We start from the raw sequence: 22,359 nt of genomic DNA, 5'->3' as shown, positions 1-22,359 counted from the left end.
TTTCGGCACCGCAGCGAGATTCCCCTCAAACATATTTCAATCCGGCTTTTTCCAGCCGCTCGCGCATCGCATAGATGTCGAGCCCCAGCTCTCCGGCCTCGAACCGCGCCCGTTTGGAGGCCTCGTTGGCCTCCCGTGCACGCGCCTTTACCAGCACCTCTGCGGCCTCTTCCCGGCGGACGACGACGACCCCGTCATCATCGGCGACCAGCACGTCTCCGGGGTTCACCATCTCTTCGGCGCAAACCACCGGCACGTTCACCGAGCCGAGCGTTTCCTTGATCGTCCCTTGCGCGAACACCGCCTTGGACCAGACCGGAAAATCCATTTCCGTCAGGTCTTTAACGTCTCTCACGCCGGCGTCGATCACCAGCCCGCGGCAGCCCCGCGTCTGCGCCGAGGTGGCCAGCAGGTCGCCGAAGTAGCCCGCGTTCGAGGGGGTGATCGTGCCGAGGCAGAGGATATCGCCCGCCTGAATCTGCTCGATCGCCACGTGGATCATCCAGTTGTCGCAGGGCGGGGCGAGGATGGTCACGGCGGAGCCCGCCACCCGCGCGCCGGTGTAGATCGGGCGCATGTAGGCGGCCAGGAGGCCTTTGCGGCCCTGCGCCTCATGCACCGTGGCCACGCCACATTCTGCAAGCCCGTCAATGACTTGAGGGTCAGCCCGCTCGATATTCTGGACGACAACGCCCGTGGTTCCCGGCTGATAGCTCATTCCAGTTCATCCACCGTGCGCGGGAAGATCGACTGGAAGCCCTCGGCATAGCGGCAATCCCGCCCACCCGACTGGCCCCCCGAATTCCGGCGGAAATGGTTGCCCCGGTTCTCGGCCACGTTCTCGTAGAAGTGCCACAGGTGCTCCTGCCCCTGCATGCACTGGATCGCGGCCCACTTTTTGTCCCACACCGGTGTGATGTCGAGGAAGACGTTGGGCCGCCATTCCATCTGCTCGGTCTGATGTGGCTCGAACAGGTAAAGCTGCGGCGCGCCCAGCACCTTCTGGCCGGGGTTGTGGCCCCAGGCCTGCGCCACCATCCGCGCCTCCAGCGCAAAGTCGGTCGTGCGCATGTGGTCGGTGTTGTAGGGATCCCATTTCGAGTGCGAAAACATGAACTTGGGCTGCACTTCGCGGATGATGTCCACCATCTGCTCCAGCGTCTCGCGGCCCAGATCGAGCGGGTAGTCGCCCCGGTCGAGAAAGCGGATGTCGTTCACCCCAAGGGCAGCAGCGGCATTCTCGGCCTCTTCCTGGCGGGCGGCCTTCACCTTTTCGAGGGTCATGCCCTCCTGCTTCCAGAGCTTCGCGCTCTCGCCGCGTTCACCATAGCTCAAGCAAACCACGGTAACCTCGTAGCCCTTGGACTGGTGCAGGGCGATGGCCCCGCCTGCGCGCCAGACGAAATCCGCGGAATGGGCGCTGATGACCAGCGCTGTCTTCTTGTCACTCATGGGTCGCTATCCTCCTGCTGCACGGCCTCCCACGGCCCTGCCTTGCGGAGGGTTCTAAGGGGCAGGGGGCATGTGCGGAAATTCCAACCTTGGCGGCACCAATCGATTTTTGCTATAGCTTATGTAAATCGGATATCCTTGCTTCCGGCGCCGCCTCATGGAATTTCCCAACATCCGCCACCTCCAAGCCGTCGTCGAGACCGCACGGCTGAAACGTGTCGCGCTGGCGGCGGATGTGGTTCACCTCAGTCAGCCTGCTGTGACGCATGCCATTGCTAAGATTGAGAAAAATCTGAGCGTCAAGCTTTTTGACCGGCGCCCTGACGGCATGTATTGTACCCGTGCGGGCCAGCTCTTTCTGGTGCGCGCGGAGCGGATGATCGACCTGCTGCGCGAGGGCGCGGCAGAGGCCGTGCGCCGCGCCAGCCGCGATGAGAAATCCGGCGAGGAGGGGCCTGTCCGAAAGGACTTTCACGGTGCGTTGACGCCGGTCCACCTGCGCACGCTGCTGGCCATGGCCAGTGCCGGCAACTACTCGCAGGCCGCCCGCGCGCTCGGCGTCTCGCAGCCCTCCGTGCACCGCGCCGCCAAGGACATGCAACGCCTTGCGGGCATCCGCCTGTTCGAGACCAACCGCCGCGGCGTGGCCCTGACCCTGCCCGGAGAAATCCTTGCGCGGCAGGCTCGCCTTGCGGCGGCCGAGCTGCGGCAGGCCGTCTTCGAGATCGCAGAGGAGCAGGGCAGGGAAGCCACCACCATCGTGATCGGGGCCATGCCGCTGGCCCGCTCGTCCATCCTGCCGCAAGTGATTGACGATGTTATCACTTCTGCCCCCAGCGCGCCTCAAATCCGCACTGTGGAAGGCCCCTATCCCGACCTGCTGCGCGGCCTGCGGTTTGGTGAGATCGACTTCATGATCGGCGCGCTCCGCCAGCCCCTGCCCGCCGATGACGTGTCGCAGGAGGCGCTCTTCGACGACCCGCTCTCCGTGGTCGCCAGCAAGGATCATCCGCTGGCGGGCGAGGCGACTGTCACCCTCGAAGATGCCCTCCGCTACCCGTGGATCGCCCCGCCAAAGCCGACGCCCGCGGGCTCCTACCTGTTCGACACGCTGAAGATCGACACCCTCCCCGGCACCCCGGTCAAGATCGTCTCCTCTTCCCTCGTGCTGGTGCGCGGTCTCATGCGGCGCGGGCCCTACCTTACGATCATGTCCAGCCGCCAGATCGAGATGGAGGAAGAGCTTGGCGTGCTGACCACCCTCCCGATCCCGCTGGAGGGCAACAAGCGCACCATCGGCCTGACCTTCCGCAAATCCTGGCACCCCACACCCGCCCAGGCCCGGCTGATCGAACATCTGCGCAGGGTCTGCGCAGGTCTGTCGGATAGCTGTTCTATTGAATAATTGAATGGCTCGTCCCGCCTTTCGATTTTTCGCCAGCGCAGAAACTTGATAGAGACTCCCTCGTCACGAGGAGGTGGCGCAAATGTCTGATAACGCACAGGTTTCAAACCGGATACTGGTTGTTCTGCTTGGCTTCGGCGAAGCGGGTCAGGCCTTTGCGGCGGGCTGGAAAGCGGCTGGAGTGCCTGCCGATCTCTCCGCTTTTGATATCAAAACAAATTCGCCCGACACTGCCGAGGCCAAGCGCGCAGACTACGCCGCGCATGGCGTGGAGGGCCTCACCGCGCTCTCGGGCTCCGGCGCGGTCTTCAGCCTCGTCACGGCGGACCAGGCCGAAGCCGCCGCGCAGGACGCCGCGGCCGTTCTGGCCCCCGGCACGCTGTTCTTCGACTGCAACTCCTGCAGCCCCGGCGCCAAACGCCGGAGCGCGGCGGCGCTGGAAGCGCAGGGCATCCGCTACGTGGATGTGGCCGTCATGGCGCCGGTGCACCCCAAGCTGCATCGCACCCAGCTTCTGATCTCTGGCCCCCACACCCAGGCCGCCGCCGAATGTCTCCACAGCCTTGATATGGAAGCACAAATCGCGGGGCCAGACGTGGGTATCGCCAGTGCCACCAAGATGGTCCGCTCGGTCATGATCAAGGGCATCGAGGCCCTGACGCTGGAGTGCCTGCTTGCAGGCCGCCGCGCCGGGGTCGACGAGGCCGTGCTTGCCTCGCTCGACGCCTCCATGCCGGGCTGGAACTGGCCCATGCGTGCCGCCTACAACATGGAGCGCGCCACTACCCACGGCCTGCGCCGCGCGGCAGAGATGCGCGAAGTGGCGCGCACGGTCGAAGAACTCGGATTGCCCGCCGACATGTCCCGCGCCATCGTGGAGTGGCAGCAGCGGGCAGGTGACCTCGGCCTCCGCCTCGCGGATAGCCCCGAAGATCATGCCGGTCGCGCCGACCGGATCAGCAACGCCATGGCGCGCACGCCCCGTGCCGCCGAATAGGGAGGACGTCATGAGAGACGAAAAGGAATATGACGACATTCCGGGGACTTACGTCTTCGATGCCGATCGCTCGCGGGAGGGGTATCACCTCAACCAGTTCTGCATCTCGCTCCGCACGCAAAAGGCGCGCGACGCGATGAAAGCTGACCCCGAGGAATACATGAGCCGCTTCCCGATGACGGAAGACCAGAAGCAGGCCATCCGTGACCGCGCCTGGAACCGGCTTCTCGAGCTGGGCGGCAACATCTACTACACCAGCAAACTCGCGGCCTTCGACGGGATCACCTTTCAGGATCTCGCCGCGATGATGACGGGCGTCAGCCGGGATGAATACCGCGACATGATGCTCCACGGCGGTCGGTCCATCGAGGGCAACCGCAGCAAATCGGAATGGGAGAAGAAATAATGGCGCGGATCACCGCAGGCGTGGCATGCAGCCACGTGCCCGCCATCGGCGTGGCAATGGACACCGGCATCACCGAGCAGCCCTATTGGCAGCCCCTGTTCGAGGGCTTCACCAAAAGCCGCGAGTGGATGAAGGAAAACAAGCCCGACGTTATTTTCCTTGTCTATAACGACCATTGCACGGCTTTCGATGCCTCCTGCATCCCCACTTTCGCTCTGGGGTGCGCCGCCGAGTACCAGCCCGCCGACGAGGGCTGGGGCCCGCGACCGGTGCCGGTTGTGAAGGGGCATCAGAAGCTCTCAAGCCACATCGCCCAATCGGTCATTCTCGACGAGTTCGACTTGACGATCATGAACGAGATGGAGGTGGATCACGGCCTCACCGTGCCGCTCTCGGTCATGTTCGGGGAGCACGGGGTCGATGACGAGTGGCCCTGCCTCGTGGTGCCGCTGGCGGTGAACGTGGTGCAATATCCGGCCCCCACCGGGCGCCGTTGCTACAACCTCGGTAAGGCCATCCGCCGCGCGATCGACAGCTACCCCGAAGACCTCAACGTGATGATCTTCGGCACCGGCGGCATGAGCCATCAGCTTCAAGCCGAGCGGGCAGGGCTGATCAACCCCGAGTGGGACAACCGCTTTCTCGACTACATGGCAAACGACCCGGAAGCAGCGGCGGATATCACCCATCTGGAGTATCTGCGCGAGACCGGCTCCGAGGGGATCGAGATGGTGATGTGGCTCGTCATGCGCGGCGCGCTCGACGAGAAGGTGACCGAGATTCACCGGCACTACCACGTGCCGGCCTCGAACACGGCCGTTGGTCATATCATCCTGGAAAATCACGCTTAATTCAGCGGAAGGAAAGCAAATGCGCGTATGTGTAGCGGGGGCCTACGGGGCCTTCGGGATCAAGCATCTGGATGCCCTCGCGGCGATCGACGATGTCGAGGTCACCTCGGTGATGGGGCCGACCAAGGAGAAGATCGAGGCGCTGGCCGCCGAGCGGGGCATCGGCCACGCCGCGACCACGCTCGAAGAGTGCATCGCTCGCGATGACGTGGACGCGGTGATCCTCGCCACGCCCACGCAGATGCACGCCGATCAGGGTGTGGCCTGCATGGAGGCCGGCAAGCACGTACTCATCGAGATCCCGATGGCCGACACGCTGGAGGATTCTCGCCGCCTCGTGGAGAAGCAAAAGGAAACCGGCGTGGTCGCCATGGCCGGGCAGGTTCGCCGTTTCAACCCGAGCCACCAGTGGATTCACAACAAGATCGAAGCGGGCGAGCTGAAGATCCAGCAAATGGACGTGCAGACCTACTTCTTCCGCCGGTCCAACATGAACGCCAAGGGCGAGCCCCGGAGCTGGACCGATCACCTGCTCTGGCACCACGCCTGTCACACGGTCGACCTGTTCCAGTATCAGACCGGCGAGACCTGCTCGGAAGCCTTCGGCCTGCAAGGCCCGCACCATCCGGAGCTTGGCATCGCAATGGACATGTCGATCGGCATGAAGGTGCCCTCCGGCGCGATCTGCACCCTGAGTCTGTCGTTCAACAACGATGGCCCCTTCGGAACGTTCTTCCGCTACATCTGCGACAACGGCACTTACATCGCACGGTATGACGACCTGTACGACGGCAAAGAAAACCCGATTGATCTCAGCGGTGTAGCCGTCTCCGACAACGGGATCGAACTGATCGACCGTGAGTTCTTTGCCGCAATCCGCGAAGGCCGCTCACCCAATGGATCGGTGGCCGAAACGCTCGCCGCGATGGAGACGCTCGACAAGATCGAGAAGAGCTTCGCCAGCTGACCCGGCCCGCTTGAGCCAAGGCCCGCTGCACCCCTGCCGCGGGCCTTTTTCGTTGCGCATCTGTCCCGGTCAGTTGGCGTAGTATTTCGAGCCGTAGCCCCCGTAAGCGCCGTATCTTCCACCGTAGCCGTAGCGCCTCATGCCACGCGGATTGATCTGCGAGAGGATCAGGCCGGTGATCTTTTGGTCGCCCTGCCGGAACAGCCGCAGCGCCTCCAGCACCTGATCGGGCGAGGTGCTATCCCATTTGACAGTGAAGAGCACGGCGTCGGCCTGCTGCGAGATGATCCGTGCATCGGGCACGATGAGCACCGGCGGCGTGTCGATCACGATGGCATCGAAATCCGCGCGCAGATCGTCGATCAGATCGCGGAATTTGTTGGATGAGAACAGGTCCGCCGCGTTGACGTTTGTTTTCTCCCCCATCAGCACATGCAAGCCCATGCCCTCTGGCTCGCAGATGGCCTGTTCCTTCGTCGCCTCGCCAGCGATGAGTGAAACGAGGCCCTTCCCGGGACTTGCGTCGAAGTATTGGTGCAGGGTGCGGCGGCGGATGTCGCCCTCTACCAGCAACACCTTCTTGCCCATGCCCAAGAGGTTCTGAGCGAGGGCGAGGGCATTGGTTGTCTTACCTTCACCGGGGATCGAGGAGGTCGACAGGATCACCTTGGGCGGCGCGTCGACGTTGGAGAGCAGCACTGAGGTCCGCAAGTTGCGGAAGGCCTCGGCGGTGCTCGAAGTGGGTTTGGTTCTGAGATACTCCAGCAGCTTGGCCCGCGAACGCACAGGAATGCGCGGGATCTGCCCCAGCACGCTTAGGCCGGTGGCCGCCTCCAGCTCTGCCGAACCGCGGAAGCTGCGATTGCGTGCCTCCCGCAGCAGCACGAGGCTGGCGCCAAGAACCAGCCCGAGCAGGGCTGACAGTGCGAGTATACGCGTTTTGCGCGGTTCGGAAGGCAGTTGCGGTATGACGGCATTGGAGAGAATCCGGCTATCAGCCTGCTGGATGCCCTCCTGCGCAGAGGTTTCCTTGAGCCGCCCGAGAAAATACTCGTAGAGCGCCCGGCTTGCTTCGGCCTCCCGCTGAAGCTGCTGCAGCGCGATGAGATCCGCGCTCTGGCTCTCGATCCGCGCGGCCAGATCGGCAGCCGATTGGCGGAGCGTTGTGATCTGCTGCGTGCTGCGGTTCAGGTCCAGCCGCGCCCGCTCGACCAGTTGGGCGAAGCGGGTGTCGAAGGCATCGGCAATAGTTGCGTCGCCGCTCACCTGAGGCAAAAACCTGAGCAGCTGAGCATCATCTGCCGCTGCGGCCTGCGCCTCTCGCGCCACAGCAGCCACAAGGCGCTCCAGTCGGGCTTCCTGGGTGGTGGTTGTCTCTTCCGAGAGCGAGATCCGGTCGCGGAGCTCCTTGAGCTGCCGTTCCATGGCGCGCAGGGACACGGCCGAAACGAGCTCCGTATTGGCGCTGAATTCGGCAAGGCGGGCCTCGGCGGCTTCAAGCTCCACGCGCAGTTCTGCAACACGGCCGGTTAGCCACGAGGTCGCTTTCTGGGTGGCCTCGAATTTCACCTCTAGCTGATTGAGAATGTAGAGTTCCGCGAGCATGTCGGCGATGGCCGCGGCAACAGCCGGATCTTCGGAGCTGGCCTGAATCCGGAACACCAGGCTGTTCGCTACATTGGAGACGCTGACCCGCTCCAGCAGCGCATCAATGACCCGGTTGCGCTGCCGTTCGGCCCGCTCAGCATCGCTGCGTTCCACCGTTGGCCGCTCGCCCAGAATAAACGGGCGGACCTTCGATTTGAGCAGCGCAAAGGCGCTGGGCTCCCGCAGGCTTCTGTTGAATTCGGGGTTCTGCTCAAGGTCCAACCGGTCCGATACACGGCCCGCCAGACTGCGCGATTTCATCACCTCGATCTCGGAGTTGATCGTCACCGTGTCGGCAGAGAGCCCGCTCACCACGCTCTCGATATCAACCACCGATTGCTGGTCCGTCTCCAGAATGACGACCGAAGTCGCGCGGTAGATCGGCACGGCGGCAACGTAGGCGTAATAGCCCCCGGCCAAAATCCCGAGCACCGCGAAAATTGCGATGATCCATTTGCCTCGCCACAGCGAGGCCAGCAACGCACCGAGGTCGATAACCTCGTCTTCGCGCGCGTGGATTGCCTGATTTTGCTCTACCGCATTCGCGCCTGAAATTCCCTTATCCTGATGCATTCTGATCCCCGATCCCCTATTCGCGAGATACCTTCAGAGCGAGCTTGCAACGCAGTGTTGGTGCGGCCTGATACACACCGCACACTCCGTGATTGCGATAGTTCGGCTAAAATGTCGAGAAACTTTACAATTCGTACTGATCGTCCAGAGATGCTACAAAGTGAATCTGCGAAAAGCATACCTGAGGTTGTGTAGGGTTCTTTCAACGCCGGAGCCGTGGTAGGGGAAGGAGTGCCAGATGGAGGCCAGGATGAAGTTTCGATACGTGATGTCCCCGTTCGCCTTGGTGGTGTGTGTGAGCCCCGGCCTTGCCCAAACCACAGGTGGTATCGACTGCACCGCACCCGCAAATATTCAGCGCGCTGAGTGCAAGCCCTCCATGCTTCCGGTGCCAAGGCTCGCCACCAACGCTGCGCCGCTTCTAGCCGTTCCGGCCGGGCTTCTGGCACTTGGCGGTCTCGGGGGTGGTGGTGGAACGCCCAGCACGACGGGCACCACTGGGACGACTGGAACCACGGGAACTTTCGACCGCTGATCGAGCGCTCGCCACACGGCTGAGTTCAGTCAAATTGTCGGCTCTGTTGCGGAACCCATAAACCTCGCCTTAAGCACACCTTGATCAACTGCCCCCTGCATTGGGTGGCCCTGCGATGCGCAGCGTGCAGTTGCGCTCGCGGCGGCGAGGAAAAGGTGGTGTTCCATGGAGTGGAAGCTTGCAACCGGCCTTCGGTCGGCCTGCCGCATATTGCGGCGTTCTTTCGGTATTCTCTCGGTTTTCGTGGTTTCGCCATTGGTTGTGACGAGTCCCGCCCCGGTCGCGGCACAATCCGCTGGCGCGGTAGTCATTGGCAGCGACAGGGGGGGCTTCATCCGTGCCCGACTCGCCGAGCTGCAGCGGATCAAGGCGCGCGGGCAACGGGTGGAGATACGTGGCAAGGTCTGCTTCTCGACCTGCACGATGTTCCTCGGCGCGGACGATGTCTGTGTCTCGCCGGAAACGACCTTTGGGTTCCACGGCCCCGTTATGGCGATCGGGCGGCTGAGCCCGGCTCAGTTTGAGTCCCTCTCACGACTGATCGCGAGCCACTACCCACCGGCCATCGCGGATTGGTACATGGCTGAAGGACGGATGCGCACCAATGGGTTGTATCGAATGAAGGGTGAAGTCCTGATCCGACATGGAGTCGAGGCCTGCCCGAAGCGGGCAGGTTCGCGTTAAGCGCGAGTGCCGGCCCTCAATGGAAAGATGCTCCCTAGTCAGTCCGAGGCTTTTGATGAGTGCGGAGGGGGCATTGGGAGGTTGAGAAATTCCTGCGCCAGTGCACCCGTTAACGTTTTCTTAAGAATAAGACTTTCATAAAGAATGACAGATCTGGAGCCAAAAAAGCTACAGCCTCAAGAATGTTTCTACCGAAAACCGGTCAAGGCCCTGTGTCAATTTCACGGGTCAGAAAAATAGTGCCGGCGAGCAAACAATCAGGTTCGGGGGATGCTCGGTGAAAGTCGCAAAGATCGGTGCCACCGTTCCAATTGAGATATCCGGCCAGATAGCCGGTTATGCCGGGATCTATCGGCGCAGCGGCAAACGCCTGCTCGATATTGCACTGGCTCTCACCCTTCTCCCCTTGGTCGCGCCGGTGATCTTTGCGCTGTGCATGCTTGTGCGTCGAGATGGTGGCGCCAGCCTTTACGGCCACCTCCGCATCGGCAAAAACGGCAGGCAGTTTCTCTGCTGGAAGATCCGGTCGATGGTGAGCGGGGCGGAAAAACGCCTTGGAGAACACCTCGCGAGCAACCCCACGGCTGCTGCCGAATGGGCGCGCGATTTCAAGCTTCAGGATGACCCGCGCGTGACCCGGCTCGGTCAATTCATGCGCAAGACAAGCCTCGACGAACTACCGCAGATCTGGAACGTCCTGCGCGGAGAAATGAGCTTTGTCGGCCCCCGGCCGGTCGTGGCCGAGGAATTGGAGCGCTATGGCAAAGCCCGTGCAGCCTATCTTTCTGTCCGGCCGGGCATCACCGGCCCGTGGCAGGTGACGGGGCGCAATCAAATTTCATACGCGGACCGGGTGCAGATGGATGCCCAATACGCCCGTTCTTTCGGCATATGGCACGATTTGAGCCTGATCGCGCGCACGACAAGCGTGGTTTTGCGCAGCACGGGGCGCTAACCTGCCCCTGCGCAGGTTTGAAAAACGGACGATTTGAATGGACATAACCCCCGTGATCCTCTGTGGCGGTTCGGGAACCCGCCTCTGGCCCCTGTCGCGGAAATCCTATCCCAAGCAGTTCTCCAGGATCGTAGGGTCTCGGACCCTGTTTCAACGCTCGGCGGAGCGCACATCCGGCGCGGGGTTTGCCGCCCCCATCGTCGTGACTGCCTCCGACTTTCGCTTCATCGTCACCGAGCAACTCGCAGAAGCCGGTATCGATCCGGGTGCGATCCTCATTGAGCCGGAGGGGCGCAACACGGCGCCTGCCGTGCTGGCCGCGACCTTCCACGCGCTGTCGGCAAACCCGGATGCCATCCTGCTCGTCGCCCCCTCTGACCACCTGATCCCCGACACGGATGCATTCAAAGACGCGGTGCGTGCTGGCCTGGCCGCAGCCGAAGAGGGCCGGATCGTGACTTTCGGAATCACGCCGACACATCCGGAAACTGCCTATGGCTACCTCGAATTGCCCGAAGCCCCGACTGGCGAGACCAAGCCATATCCGTTGACTCAGTTCGTCGAAAAGCCGGACCAGAAAACCGCAGAGCGGCTACTGGCAGATGGCACCTATCTGTGGAACGCCGGGATCTTTCTGGCCCGCGCCAAGGACATGCTCGAAGCCTTCGCCACCCATGCATCAGACCTCGTTGAGCCAGTCCGCGAGGCCGTCGTCGAGGGCAAGCCCGACCTAGGGTTCTTGCGCCTTGATCCCGATGCATGGAGCGGCGCGCAAGACATCTCCATCGATTATGCGGTGATGGAGCGGGCAGACAACCTTGCCGTGGTCCCCTTCACCGGCCATTGGTCGGACCTTGGCGACTGGGATGCCGTCCGTCGGGAGAGCGACGCCGACCTGCGCGGTGTGGTGACCTCCGGCGAAGCCGTTGCGATCGATTGCGACGATACCCTGCTGCGATCAGATAGCGACCGGCTGCAGGTTGTCGGCATCGGTCTGAAGAACATCATGGCGATCGCGATGAACGATGCCGTGCTGGTGGCAGACTCTTCCCGCGCGCAGGACGTAAAGCTCGCCGTCACTGCGCTGAAGCAGAAACAGGCAGTTCAGGCCACGCAATTCCCAAAGGATCATCGCCCTTGGGGGTGGTTTGAGAGCCTCGTGGTGGGCGACCGCTTTCAAGTAAAACGGATACACGTGCATCCCGGCGCGGCGCTCTCTTTGCAAAGCCACTTCCACCGCTCGGAACACTGGATCGTGGTGGAGGGCACGGCGCAGGTGACGATCGACAACCAAGTCAAACTCGTGACGGAGAATGAGTCCGTCTACATCCCGCTGGGGTCGAAACACCGGATGGAGAACCCGGGCAAGGTGCCGATGGTGCTGATCGAAGTGCAGACCGGAACTTATGTGGGCGAGGATGACATTGTGCGGTTCGAGGATGTCTACGCGCGGAGCTGATCCCTGCTCTGGCCGCCCCGTGCTGGGCTGGCTCCTCGCCACGGGTCTCGCCTTGGCCGTTGCGCCTTCGGCCTCCGCCCAGACCCTCTCGTTCTACGGCACGCCCGGCCTCGTCGACATGCCCACCGCCGAGGCCCTTCCGGATGGCAGCCTTGCCCTCACGACGGCAAACTACGGGCCGATCTGGCGGCATACGCTGACCTTCCAGCTCTCACCGCGCGTTTCTGCGTCATTCCGCTATGCCGCCCAGGGCAATGATCCCGGGCCGGCCATTCCCGAATATGACAGGAGTTTCGACCTCAATATCCTGCTCCGCGAGGAGGATGCTTACTGGCCGGCGATTGCCCTCGGACTAAGGGACTTCGGCGGAACGGGCATTTATAGCGGCGAGTATGTCGTCGCCTCTAAATACGTGACCCCGACACTCCAGCTGACAGGCGGGATCGGATGGGGCCGGTTTGCGGGGCGGGGCCGGTTTGAGAACCCGCTGGGCATTCTGAATGACCGGTTTGAAACGCGCCCCGAGCAGGACACGCGCACCGGTGAAATCGGGTTCGACCAGTGGTTTCGCGGCGATGCCGCCTTTTTCGGCGGCCTCAAGTGGCACGCGACGGAGCGGCTGACGCTGGTGGCCGAATACTCCAGCGATACATACAGGCTGGAGACCACGGGCAGGCTGGCGCCGCAGGCCTCTCCCTATAATTTCGGCCTCAATTACCGGTTCAGGAACGGGCTCGATATGGGGGCCTACTACCTCTACGGCAACACCGTCGGAGTGCGGTTCTCTTACGTGATCGACCCGGTGCACCCGCGCGCGCCTGGGGGGCAAGAGACGGCACCGCCAAGCCTTTTGCCGCGCTCCACCGTGGCGGGCCAGAGCTGGAACCTCGGCAGCCCCGAGCGGCAGGTCATCCCGGCCGGCGAGGCTGTGCGCGGCAGGCTCGGCGAGCAGGGCCTGCGGTTGATGTCCTACCATTTCAGCGCACGTACCGCGCGGGTGCAGATCGAGAACCTGCGCTTTGACGCAAGCGCGCAGGCCGTGGGCCGTGCCGCGCGGGTTTTGGCCAACACCGTTGCCCCCTCGGTCGAACGCTTCGAGGTCACCCTGACCGAGGCTGGCATGCCGATGACGACCGTCACCGTTGCGCGCGCGGACCTTGAGGAGCAGGAACACGCGCTGGAAGGCGAGTGGCACATGCTGGCGCGCGCGCAGATGAACGATGCCTTCGGGGTTGGCCGCGCTGGTGCTATCGCAGGGGCCTACCCGCGCCTGTCATGGGGGCTCTCTCCCTATGCGGCGGTCTCGCTCTTCGACCCTGACGATCCGCTGCGCTACGAACTGGGCGTTCAGCTCAATGCGGCTTGGGAGCCGCACCCGGGGCTCATCTTCTCGGGCCAGATCCGCAAGCCGCTCACCAGCACCATCGACGATGCCACCCGCCGATCTGACAGCGTGCTGCCCCATGTGCGCTCCGATGCCGTGCTCTATGCACAGCAATCCGACCTCCAGATCAGCCACCTGACGGCCGAATACTTCTTCCGCCCGCGTGAGGACATGTTCGGCCGCGTGACCCTTGGTTACCTCGAGCCGATGTTCGGCGGGGTCTCGGCCGAGCTGCTCTGGTACCCGCTCAACAGCCGTCTCGCGCTGGGGGCAGAGCTGAATTACGCGGTGCAGCGGGACTTCGACCAGCTCTTTGGCTTTCAGGACTATTCCGTCTGGACCGGCCACGCTTCGGCCTACTACGACCTAGGGCGCGGCTATCATGGCCAGCTCGATGTGGGCCGATACTTGGCTGGGGATTGGGGCGCGACACTCACGCTGGATCGCCGGTTCAAGAACGGCTTCAAGGTCGGGGCCTTTGCCACGCTCACCGATGTTTCCTTCGATGACTTCGGGGAGGGCTCCTTCGACAAGGGCATCTTCGTGGAACTGCCGCTCTCCTGGGTCACCGGGCAGCCCTCGCGGGCCAAGCTCAGCCAGACGGTCCGCCCAATCTTGCGCGACGGCGGCGCCCGATTGGGCGTGCGCAATCGGCTTTATGGCGTGGTGGAGCCGTTTCGCGGGCGGGAGATTACCAACAGCTGGGGCAAGTTCCTGCGATGACCGAGACGAAGCACTTAGGGGCAGTGGTTCGACGGCTCGTGCCGCTTTTAAGCTGCGCCATGCTTGCCGCCTGTGGCGGGCTTGGGCTGGGCTCCGAAGGCCCGCCGACGCCCAACCAGACGCGCGCGCAGGCCACGGCCCGCTACGCCCAACTGCTCCGGTCCGGCACGCCCGCGCTCCAGATTGCAGTGGAAAACGACGGAACCGCCACCATCGCCCTGCGTGAGGTCATCCGAGATGGGGTGGAGAGTTTTGTGAGCAGTGATGGTGTTGTCCTCAAGACCCGCCGCGGCTTTTTGGTTGGCACCGCCGGGCTCGGGGCCGATATGACCGGCTCGGACGTGTCCCAAAGCCTTGCCTTGGTGGCCCGGCGCAGCAGCGGCACAGCCGAGCGGTTTCATACCTTCCTGAATGGCGAGAACGAGGCGGTCACCCGCAGCTACGTGTGCATCGTTGCCGTGCGGGGCGGGCGGAGCATTCAGGTCGGCACCCGCGCGGGGGCTTTGAAGCCGGTGGCGACCACGCTGGTGGAAGAGGACTGCCGCAGCCTCGACCAGAGCTTCACCAACCTCTACTGGCTCGGCGCCGGTTCGGGGGAGGTGCTGCAATCCCGCCAATGGGCGGGCGATTTGACCGGGCCGCTGGTGATGCGCCGGGTGATCGAATGAGTGTTGGTAAAAACCGAGGGACGGGGACACATGCGTAAAATCGGACTGCTCTGCCTGATCGCGGCCCTCGCGGGGTGCGGCACGGCCTACCAGAGCCCCAAGGTGCGCGATGGCGTGGCCGACGGCACCCGCGTACGGGTCGTGCCGGTTACGGCCGAAACTACCTTGCTCGCCAACCGCTCCCGCTACCGGCCAAAGGCCCTTCCGGCAATCTTTTCGACCGGGGCTGGCACAGGCGGCGGGCTGCGCACGGGCGGCCCTGTACCGGAGCCGGTGATCGACCGTGCGAGCAGGCCCGGAACGCTCGAAACCCGCCTGCCGCCGCAGGCAAACCCCGGCCCCTACACCATCGGCGTGGGCGACGTTGTGCTGCTGGCCACGCCGCGAGCGGGCGATACGGTGGAGGAACTCACGGGGCTTCTCGCCGCCCAGAACGCGCGGCAGGGCTACACCGTGCAGGATGACGGCTCCATCAACATCCCCGGCGTCGGGCGGGTCCGCATTGCGGGGATGACCGTTGAGAGCGCCGAGGATGTGCTGTTTCAACGGTTGGTCGAAGCCCAGATCGACCCGACCTTCTCGCTCGAGATCGCCGAGTTCAACTCGCAGAAGGTCTCGGTGGGCGGGGCTGTCTCCAACCCCGGCGTGGCGCCGATCCGGCTGACACCGCTCTATCTTGATCAGGCGCTTGCCACGGCGGGCGGCATCTCTGCCGCCGATCAGGACTACACCTCGATCCGTATCTACCGCGACGGGGCGCTCTACCAGATCCCGCTCAAGGAATTCTACGCCCGCTCCGGCCTGAAGCGGGTACGGTTGGTGGATGGCGACTCGGTTTTTGTGGATACCGAATACGAGCTGGGGGAAGCGCAGGCCTACTTCGAGCAGCAGATCACGCTCGCGGGCTTCCGCAGCCAGCAACGCCGCGACGCCCTCTCGGAACTGTCGACCGAAATTGCGATCCGCCGCGACGCACTCAACGAGGCGCGGCAGAACTACCGGGCTCAGGTGGAGTTCGACGCGGTGGAACGCGACTACGTCTATCTGACCGGCGAGGTGCAAAAGCAGGCCCGTTTCCCGCTGCCGCTCGGACGGCAGGCGAGCCTTGCCGATGCGCTCTTCGAGGGGGCAGGGGGCATTCCGCTCGAGACCGGCAATGTGCGGGAAATCTACGTGCTGCGTGCCTCACCCGACCCGCGCGAGTTTGGCGCCGTCACCGCATGGCACCTCGACGGGCGCAATGCGGCCAACTTCACCCTCGCGGCTCGGTTCGAGTTGCGCCCGAACGATGTTGTCTTCGTCGCGGAGCAGCCGGTGACCCGCTGGGGCCGGGCCGTGCGCCAGATCACGCCGTCGCTCATCACTACAGGCGCCCGGGCGGCTGCCAACTGACAGTTCTGCTTGGTGATTAGAGGGGGGAGTGGTGGGCGACCCTGGAACGCCTGCCAGACCTGTAAGCCATTGATTTGGCTGCAACCGCTTGTTGGGCGAGTTGCGATTTGTCCCACCCATGTGGCTCACTTGTGTTCCACCTGTCAAGGAGTGAGCATTGCGAGGATGCTTTGAAACTTGAGCCGACCTCCGTGCCGAGCGACTAGGATAGCCGTTCTAAGCCCGTTGCTGCAGTTCATGCATGACACAGCGGATGACCGGTTCCAGCCTACTGAGACACCATTCAATGCGCAGCACGACACCGGCCGTTGAGACGAAGGCAGATTGCTGCCATTCGCTGCGGTCCACTCCAAAGGCGGCGATGCACTGGATACGGAAGTAAAGCGAATGTTGCGCTGAGGGGATCAAACCGCTTAGTCTCCAAAAACGAATGTCGGTTAGGCGAATTTCGAAAGATCTGCGCAATTGAATCTGTCCATACAGAAGATTGATCTCCCTCTTCCCACCAAGTTGCTGGATTGCATCGTCGATTTGACCGGCGAACACAGGTCCGTGGCTTTGTGTCCCGATTTTGAAGTTGGAAACTGGAGATACAAAAAACTCGCGGATCACCTTTTTGATTGGCTTCCTGACGCTGCGTTGAGGCCAAACGAGCGATTATCAATGTTGGCGGAGCCGCACAAAACTCTCGCACAAGCTTGTCGGCGTGTCTTTGACGTCGAGGACCCGGACAAGCGTGGGGAAATCGGTGAGGTTCTCCTTCATGCGGCCTGCCGACAAGAGTATGGAACCGCACCATTTGTAGCGCGCTTGTTCTACAAGATGCGCAGTAACGACAGCGTAACAAGCGTCGATGTTGCCCACGTTTTGCAGAACGCCGACACAGGGAAGCTCGAACTTTGGCTTGGCGAGGCCAAGCTCTACAAAGATATAGCCCAAGCACGCTACAAGGCTCTAGAATCAATTAAGCCCCTTTGGGACCCTGAATTCTTAGAGGAGATGAAGGCACTGATCGGACCGAAAATTGATTCCGGTGCCGGATATGGGGAAGAGCTTTCTTGGCTTTTTGCAGACGAAACTTCCCTAGATCAAGTTATCGACAGGATCGTTATACCTATCTGTATCGCTGCCGACTTCGATCCAACTAAAGGAGCTGCGTCGCGTGATGCGGCATATATCGAAGCGGTAAAGGAAGAGCTTGAAAAGACGAAAGAATACTTTGGAAGCTCTGTTCCAGAGGGAGTTCGATTCGCCGTTATATTGGTGCCCTTGGACTGCAAGAAGAAGATCGAAAACCACTTCAATGCAAAGGTTCAAAGCTTTCTATGAACCCCGAGGAATTGAGAATGAGAGTCTCCGGACCGCTCGAGGACGGCGACGAGATTTTCAAGATCGTCCGAGCAGTAGCGTATTATTTTCAGAGTCTCCGGACCGCTCGAGGACGGCGACGAGATTTTCAAGATCGTCCGAGCAGTAGCGTATTATTTTCAGACTGCTTGGTCGGATGATCAAGTAGCACTCGACCTGATTATTCGTGTACTGGACAGACGTGAGGAGCTTGAAGCAAAGCTGCCCGGCATTGGACCAATGATCGATGCTATCCTACGCGAAGTAGGACTTTTCCCCTACATCAAAGAAAGGGGAGGCTGGCGCGACCAACTTGCGACCGAGACCATGCGCGTTCCAGGCATGGAAGGCTTCGTTTTCCACATCGAACAAGCAATCGTATTCAATAAACTGGCACAGGGAAAAAGCTTAATTCTCTCGGCGCCCACCAGCTTTGGAAAGAGTTTGCTCATTGACGCGATCATATCCAAAAACAAGCCTCGGACAGTCGTAGCTGTGGTCCCTACCATCGCGCTTCTAGATGAATTTAGACGCAGGATGGAGGCGCGCTTTCCCGAATATCAAGTTATAACTCGAACAACCGAGGAGCGAACTCAAGTACACGCGATATTCATAGGAACTCAAGAAAGACTGCTGGAGAGAGAGCGCATTGAGAATATCGACCTCTTTGTCATTGATGAATTTTACAAGCTCGACCTGGAGCGGAACGACAGGCGGTCTTTGGCACTAAACACAATCCTCGCGAGGTACGGGAAGACGGCCAAACAAATCTACCTTTTGGGACCTTCCATTGATGAAGTTCCAAATGCTGGTAGTTTCAGAGACGACGTTGAGTTCTTAAGGACACGCTACAGCCCAGTTACCGCAGATATCATTGACCGGACGGACGTTGGGCCAAGTTCAAGGCATCTAATTGAAGACTTGCAGTCCGTTGAAAGGACAAACTCATTGATATACGTGCAGTCACCTCCATCGGCATCTCGTTTGACCAATGACCTACTGAAGTCCGGACTGGTCAGGAGATCGGACTTCACGCAAGAGTTGGGCAGTTGGCTTGCAGATAACTTCCACCCAGAGTGGTTCCTGGCAAAGGGTGTAGCTAGGGGTATTGGGATTCATCATGGGCGCGTACCGCGTTCAATAGCTCACTTAATGATTAGCTTGTTTAACAAGGGCGACTTGGCGGCCATTGTCTGCACATCATCCATGATCGAAGGCATTAACACTGCTGCGGAGAATGTTTTCATCTATGACCGAAACATTAACACCACTAAACTGGATCGATTTACTTTCGACAACATTAAGGGTCGTGCTGGCCGCATGTTCAGGCACAATATTGGGAAGGTGTTCTTATACAACCCAACGCCTGAGCCGGAAAACTTTGAAGTGCACGTTCCCTTATTCAACCCAGATGAGTTGCTTCAACCGGAACTGCTTATGCAGTTGGAAGACGATGTATTGTCGGACCCAGCGCGACGCAGGAAGAGAGCTATTCAGGGCGCAAGCGAGTTGCCACCCGAAGTTCTTTCGCGTTGGGCAGAGTTTGGGGTTGACGAGCTAAACACACTTGCGGAAGTGGTCTTGCAAGAGTTTGCGCACGAGAACTCCTTATTGCGCTGGAAGGGGGTGCCGGCGTTTGAGCAAGCCGAAGCAACATTTGGCGTTCCTTGGAATATCCTGCGGTTCAGCAAACACGACATGCGCTCGGCGCGAGCAGTAGCGCATTTTGCAAATCGTTTGAGGGTAAGCGAGTCTATGCGAGATTTCCTAGATCGTTTTGTAAGCTCTGGGGGTTTACCGGCCCAATCGGAGATTGATCGCTGCTTCAATTTCATCCGTGGCGCAGAGTACACTTTTCCTCAAGTGTTGAGAGCACTCAACGACGTGGTGGATGCCGTGATTGGAGTTGGAGAGGTCGATTACCGCGTTTATGCTGGTCAGCTACAAGGGTTATTCATTCCGGGGGAACTTCGTGCCTTGGATGAGTTTGGTGTTCCTGTGCCGATTATTCAGCGCTTATCCGGCATATTGCCGAGTGATGATTTTGAATCTGCCCGTCGTCAAATTGACGAACTCGGCGACGGAGTGCGAAATCGGTTAAGCGAGTTTGAAATCAGACTGCTGAAGGTTTGCTTGAACTAAGAGTTTGCGAATTAAGCGCTCTCGAGACTCAAGGTGTATTCGCGAATAGCCCGTTTTAGCGGGGCGGATCAGGCGCGATTTCTTGCGGCCGGTAAATGACATTTGTCCCCGCATGTAAATCAGCTTTGGGCGGTTAGGGAGCTTGTCACTCGGGATTCCTTTGGCGCTCTTCTGCTCGGGACCGCAGAAACCACCATTCGGAGCCATCTTCGCGTTCAACTCGACGAGCATTGACTTCATGAAGCATCTGTCGAACTTCTTCATCGGTGAATCCGCCAATCGGTCGTCTTAGCGCTTGGAATGAGCGATCAACGTAAGACTTGTGATTCAGCATTTCCGTCAAGATCTCCTTAGCAACTTCAGCACCGAGCCTTTGCTGCTTCAGGAGTCTTATTTCATGCTGAAATTGCCGCCTTTGCAGAAATAACTCGACGCATCCCGTTAAAAGGCCGCCAACTATAACGCCAACAAGTGCCCAGAGTGCTTCACTCATCCATTCTACCTTTCAAAATCCACCGTGATGATGAGCTTGAGAACGGAAATTTTCAACCAACTTCTGGAGGGTTCGATTGGTATATGGATACTCCGCCTTGGTGGGCCGCACCGCAGTCATGGTGGTGCCCGCAGGATGCCAGCTTGCGGCGGAAAGCAATATTTGCCGCCTGTATCGCACACAGCTTGCCACATTTTCTGCTTTCGCCTATCTGGGACGGTATGGAGCTGATCTATCCAATAAATTTCGTTGGCCACGAGGAGTGGCTGGATAGCGGATACGCGGTCAGACTTGCCTCGGGGGATGTCATTACGCGCGATGGTGAGGTTCTGGGCACTTGGCGTGTCGTAGGTTATGACTTGGAAGCCGAGCCGGGAGTGGACGACGAGAGCGGGCGCTACGAGTTCCTCGTGGACGGGCAAACCGCGCCAATGTTCTCCGAGGGCTTTGCGCATTTGGACTACCGGGTCAGCCGGGGGTTCGCCCTGTCCAATCTGACCCGAACGATCCGGGATTGGCACGAATCAGAAGGCTAGCGGTCCGACTGCATCGGCCAATCCGAGCGGCCCAGAATTTCTGACGAATTTTTGCGAGAGGATATCTATTCCATCCCGACCGCGACCTTCCCCCATAGGGGGCTGCTAGGTGCACGCCGTCTGGCACCAAGCCTAACTCGGGTCGCGCGCCCTCGCGTGGCCCGGTCTGGCCGAAGTCCATGTCTCCAGACCTCAAGGGGCAGTTGCTGCATCCCGGACCCGATAACTCATGTCCAAAGTTGCCTTGGCGCATGCCTGGTCGGATACCCCCCCGAGGATATTACATGCCCATCTTTGCGGCCCCCACCGACGCGCCCGTAAGAGTATAGCGTAGCGGTCACTTGGCGCTGCCGGTTAGCGCCTGTCCGTAAGGGTTGACTTTCGCCAACGGACAGCATACTCAGCGGACATGACCCATACGAACATAGGTTTAGAGCCATGTCACAGACCATTCTGTACGCCCGCGTCTCCACGTCCGATCAAACGCTAGAGCACCAGAAAACCCAAGCCGAGGCCGCAGGCTTCAAGATCGACCACGTTGTATCCGACAAGGGCATTTCCGGCATCAGCACAATGCTGCGGGAAAGGCCGGAGGGGAGGCGGCTGTTCGACATGCTTCGCACGGGCGATACCCTCGTCGTCAGGTGGGTAGATCGCCTTGGGCGCAACTATCAGGACGTAACCGACTGCATCCGGGAGTTCATGCGCAAGGGCGTGGTGATCCGCACGGTCATCAACGGACTGACCTTCGACGGGGCCACCAAAGACCCGATGCAGGAGGCCGTAAGGGACGCTCTGATTGCTTTCATGGCCGCCATGGCTCAATCCCAGGCCGAGGCCGCCAAGGAGGCTCAGAAGGCCGGGATAGCGGCTGCCAAGGAGCGAGAGCCAGAGAGCTACCTCGGGCGGAAGCCGTCTTATGATCGGGATGGCCTCGTAGCCGTGCTCGAATTGCTGGGAAAGGGGGCTGGGGCATCGGAGATAGCAAAGGCCACCGGGCTTTCACGCCAAACGGTTCTGCGGATCAAGGCCGATCCTGCGAAGGCGGACGGCGTGCTGCGGGCTTGGGAAGCGAAGGCAGCCTGAGGGCGCAGTGACCCGCTGTGAACAGTGCACTTTCACATCGCCGAGAACGCTGCAGTTGAGCGGGCAAGTTTGCTAGGTTTGGAAGCCTTCGCAGGGAACACGGCAGGCTGAACTAGGACCGCACAAAACAGTAGTACACAAGACTTATATGAAGAGCTGAATACGTTGGATTTATTATTCTATTACAATCAGTTAGTTGGAATTATTTTGGCGCGGGCTCCTTGTTTTTGTGCGATCCCAATAACTATGTCTCGGCTGTTCCGACGAGCCGAGGAAACCCGGTCGAAGGAACGCCAGAAGTGTAACCCGACTGAAGCCGGTGAAGGCTAGGGTGGTGTGAAAACCAGACAGTAGCGGGACGTCCGTGGAACCGGACCCGTGGATACACCGGCGGTACCGACTGGGTCGGACGAAAGAGCAACGTGCTCCCTGAGAAAACAGGGGATGGTCTCCAAAGGACTGGTCTTAGCAACCCACTGGCTGCCTACCCTGCAGCAATGCAGGCTTTAGGACGGAGAAATAGAACAATTTTCTAGGCACTCCACTCGCGTCTGCTGGGTCAACTCAGACAGTATACGCTGACGGCGGGTGGAGTGATCCTAGCCTCGCGTTAGTGCTTCGACACGACGCCTAGCAGATGCCCCTGATTACCCGGCC

The 22,359-nt window shown here is 60.7% G+C and carries 20 protein-coding genes; 15 read left to right on the top strand and 5 right to left on the bottom strand.

Going from position 1 to position 22,359, the window contains the following annotated elements; genetic code table 11:
- Positions 1–25: 25 nt before the first annotated feature.
- Together ligK and ACUXVX_RS16615 are read right to left on the bottom strand one after the other, a co-directional pair.
- Positions 26–718, bottom strand: a complete 693-nt coding sequence (gene ligK / locus ACUXVX_RS16620) for a 4-carboxy-4-hydroxy-2-oxoadipate aldolase/oxaloacetate decarboxylase (protein WP_446309160.1) — start codon at positions 716–718, stop codon at positions 26–28.
- The gene (locus tag ACUXVX_RS16615) at positions 715–1,452 is read right to left on the bottom strand and encodes a PIG-L deacetylase family protein (RefSeq protein ID WP_213544296.1); all 738 of its coding nucleotides are present in this window, start codon (positions 1,450–1,452) and stop codon (positions 715–717) included. The genes ligK and ACUXVX_RS16615 overlap by 4 nt, the downstream gene beginning before the upstream one ends.
- 157 nt (positions 1,453–1,609) lie before the next feature.
- Between ACUXVX_RS16615 and ACUXVX_RS16610 the strand changes: the two genes are divergently transcribed.
- The 5 genes from ACUXVX_RS16610 (at position 1,610) to ACUXVX_RS16590 (ending at position 6,078) form a co-directional block, all read left to right on the top strand.
- On the top strand, positions 1,610–2,857 hold the full coding sequence (locus tag ACUXVX_RS16610; protein WP_446309159.1) for a LysR family transcriptional regulator: 1,248 nt from the start codon (positions 1,610–1,612) through the stop codon (positions 2,855–2,857).
- 82 nt (positions 2,858–2,939) lie between these two features.
- A complete protein-coding gene (locus tag ACUXVX_RS16605) occupies positions 2,940–3,854 on the top strand; it encodes a DUF1932 domain-containing protein (RefSeq protein ID WP_446309158.1) in 915 nt (304 codons plus the stop codon).
- 10 nt (positions 3,855–3,864) lie between these two features.
- Positions 3,865–4,260, top strand: a complete 396-nt coding sequence (gene ligA / locus ACUXVX_RS16600) for a protocatechuate 4,5-dioxygenase subunit alpha (protein ID WP_446309157.1) — start codon at positions 3,865–3,867, stop codon at positions 4,258–4,260.
- Complete coding sequence (locus ACUXVX_RS16595; protein ID WP_222468518.1) at positions 4,260–5,111, top strand: class III extradiol dioxygenase subunit beta; 852 nt, start codon at positions 4,260–4,262, stop codon at positions 5,109–5,111. The genes ligA and ACUXVX_RS16595 overlap by 1 nt, the downstream gene beginning before the upstream one ends.
- Before the next feature lie 19 nt (positions 5,112–5,130).
- Entirely contained in the window at positions 5,131–6,078 is a 948-nt protein-coding gene (locus ACUXVX_RS16590) for a Gfo/Idh/MocA family oxidoreductase (RefSeq protein ID WP_222468519.1), read from the top strand.
- Positions 6,079–6,147: 69 nt separating this feature from the next.
- On the opposite strand, the gene ACUXVX_RS16585 is transcribed toward ACUXVX_RS16590, so the two are convergent.
- Complete coding sequence (locus ACUXVX_RS16585) at positions 6,148–8,298, bottom strand: polysaccharide biosynthesis tyrosine autokinase (protein ID WP_446309156.1); 2,151 nt, start codon at positions 8,296–8,298, stop codon at positions 6,148–6,150.
- A gap of 700 nt (positions 8,299–8,998) precedes the next feature.
- Between ACUXVX_RS16585 and ACUXVX_RS16580 the strand changes: the two genes are divergently transcribed.
- From ACUXVX_RS16580 to ACUXVX_RS16555, 6 genes are all read left to right on the top strand, one after another.
- Positions 8,999–9,517 carry a hypothetical protein gene (locus ACUXVX_RS16580; RefSeq protein WP_446309155.1) on the top strand — a complete coding sequence of 173 codons (519 nt, stop codon included), beginning with the start codon at positions 8,999–9,001 and terminating at the stop codon, positions 9,515–9,517.
- Positions 9,518–9,794: 277 nt separating this feature from the next.
- A complete protein-coding gene (locus ACUXVX_RS16575; protein ID WP_446309154.1) occupies positions 9,795–10,472 on the top strand; it encodes a sugar transferase in 678 nt (225 codons plus the stop codon).
- A 37-nt stretch (positions 10,473–10,509) separates the two neighbouring features.
- Positions 10,510–11,931 (top strand): mannose-1-phosphate guanylyltransferase/mannose-6-phosphate isomerase, encoded by a 1,422-nt coding sequence (locus tag ACUXVX_RS16570; RefSeq protein ID WP_446309153.1) that lies wholly within the window; start codon positions 10,510–10,512, stop codon positions 11,929–11,931.
- Positions 11,912–14,038 (top strand): YjbH domain-containing protein, encoded by a 2,127-nt coding sequence (locus tag ACUXVX_RS16565; protein ID WP_446309152.1) that lies wholly within the window; start codon positions 11,912–11,914, stop codon positions 14,036–14,038. The genes ACUXVX_RS16570 and ACUXVX_RS16565 overlap by 20 nt, the downstream gene beginning before the upstream one ends.
- A gap of 59 nt (positions 14,039–14,097) precedes the next feature.
- Positions 14,098–14,706, top strand: coding sequence for a YjbF family lipoprotein (locus ACUXVX_RS16560; RefSeq protein WP_446309151.1), 609 nt, complete (start codon positions 14,098–14,100; stop codon positions 14,704–14,706).
- 30 nt (positions 14,707–14,736) lie between these two features.
- Positions 14,737–16,098, top strand: a complete 1,362-nt coding sequence (locus ACUXVX_RS16555; RefSeq protein ID WP_446309150.1) for a polysaccharide biosynthesis/export family protein — start codon at positions 14,737–14,739, stop codon at positions 16,096–16,098.
- 216 nt (positions 16,099–16,314) lie between these two features.
- On the opposite strand, the gene ACUXVX_RS16550 is transcribed toward ACUXVX_RS16555, so the two are convergent.
- Positions 16,315–16,710, bottom strand: a complete 396-nt coding sequence (locus ACUXVX_RS16550; RefSeq protein WP_446311578.1) for a hypothetical protein — start codon at positions 16,708–16,710, stop codon at positions 16,315–16,317.
- Here ACUXVX_RS16550 and ACUXVX_RS16545 point away from each other — a divergent pair.
- Together ACUXVX_RS16545 and ACUXVX_RS16540 are read left to right on the top strand one after the other, a co-directional pair.
- The gene (locus ACUXVX_RS16545; protein WP_446311558.1) at positions 16,651–17,427 is read left to right on the top strand and encodes a HamA C-terminal domain-containing protein; all 777 of its coding nucleotides are present in this window, start codon (positions 16,651–16,653) and stop codon (positions 17,425–17,427) included. The two genes, ACUXVX_RS16550 and ACUXVX_RS16545, sit on opposite strands and share 60 nt — an antisense overlap.
- Before the next feature lie 258 nt (positions 17,428–17,685).
- Positions 17,686–19,587, top strand: coding sequence for a DEAD/DEAH box helicase (locus ACUXVX_RS16540; protein ID WP_446309149.1), 1,902 nt, complete (start codon positions 17,686–17,688; stop codon positions 19,585–19,587).
- A gap of 145 nt (positions 19,588–19,732) precedes the next feature.
- Here ACUXVX_RS16540 and ACUXVX_RS16535 read toward each other — a convergent pair whose 3' ends face one another.
- Complete coding sequence (locus ACUXVX_RS16535) at positions 19,733–20,080, bottom strand: hypothetical protein (protein WP_446309148.1); 348 nt, start codon at positions 20,078–20,080, stop codon at positions 19,733–19,735.
- Positions 20,081–20,301: 221 nt separating this feature from the next.
- Here ACUXVX_RS16535 and ACUXVX_RS16530 point away from each other — a divergent pair, with 221 nt between their 5' ends.
- Positions 20,302–20,616 carry a hypothetical protein gene (locus ACUXVX_RS16530; RefSeq protein WP_446309147.1) on the top strand — a complete coding sequence of 105 codons (315 nt, stop codon included), beginning with the start codon at positions 20,302–20,304 and terminating at the stop codon, positions 20,614–20,616.
- 438 nt (positions 20,617–21,054) lie between these two features.
- Positions 21,055–21,702 (top strand): recombinase family protein, encoded by a 648-nt coding sequence (locus ACUXVX_RS16525; RefSeq protein WP_446309146.1) that lies wholly within the window; start codon positions 21,055–21,057, stop codon positions 21,700–21,702.
- The last annotated feature ends 657 nt before the right edge of the window (positions 21,703–22,359 follow it).

This window comes from Vannielia sp. SX4, from assembly GCF_052828525.1.
This window is presented reverse-complemented; position numbering and strand designations above follow the sequence as displayed.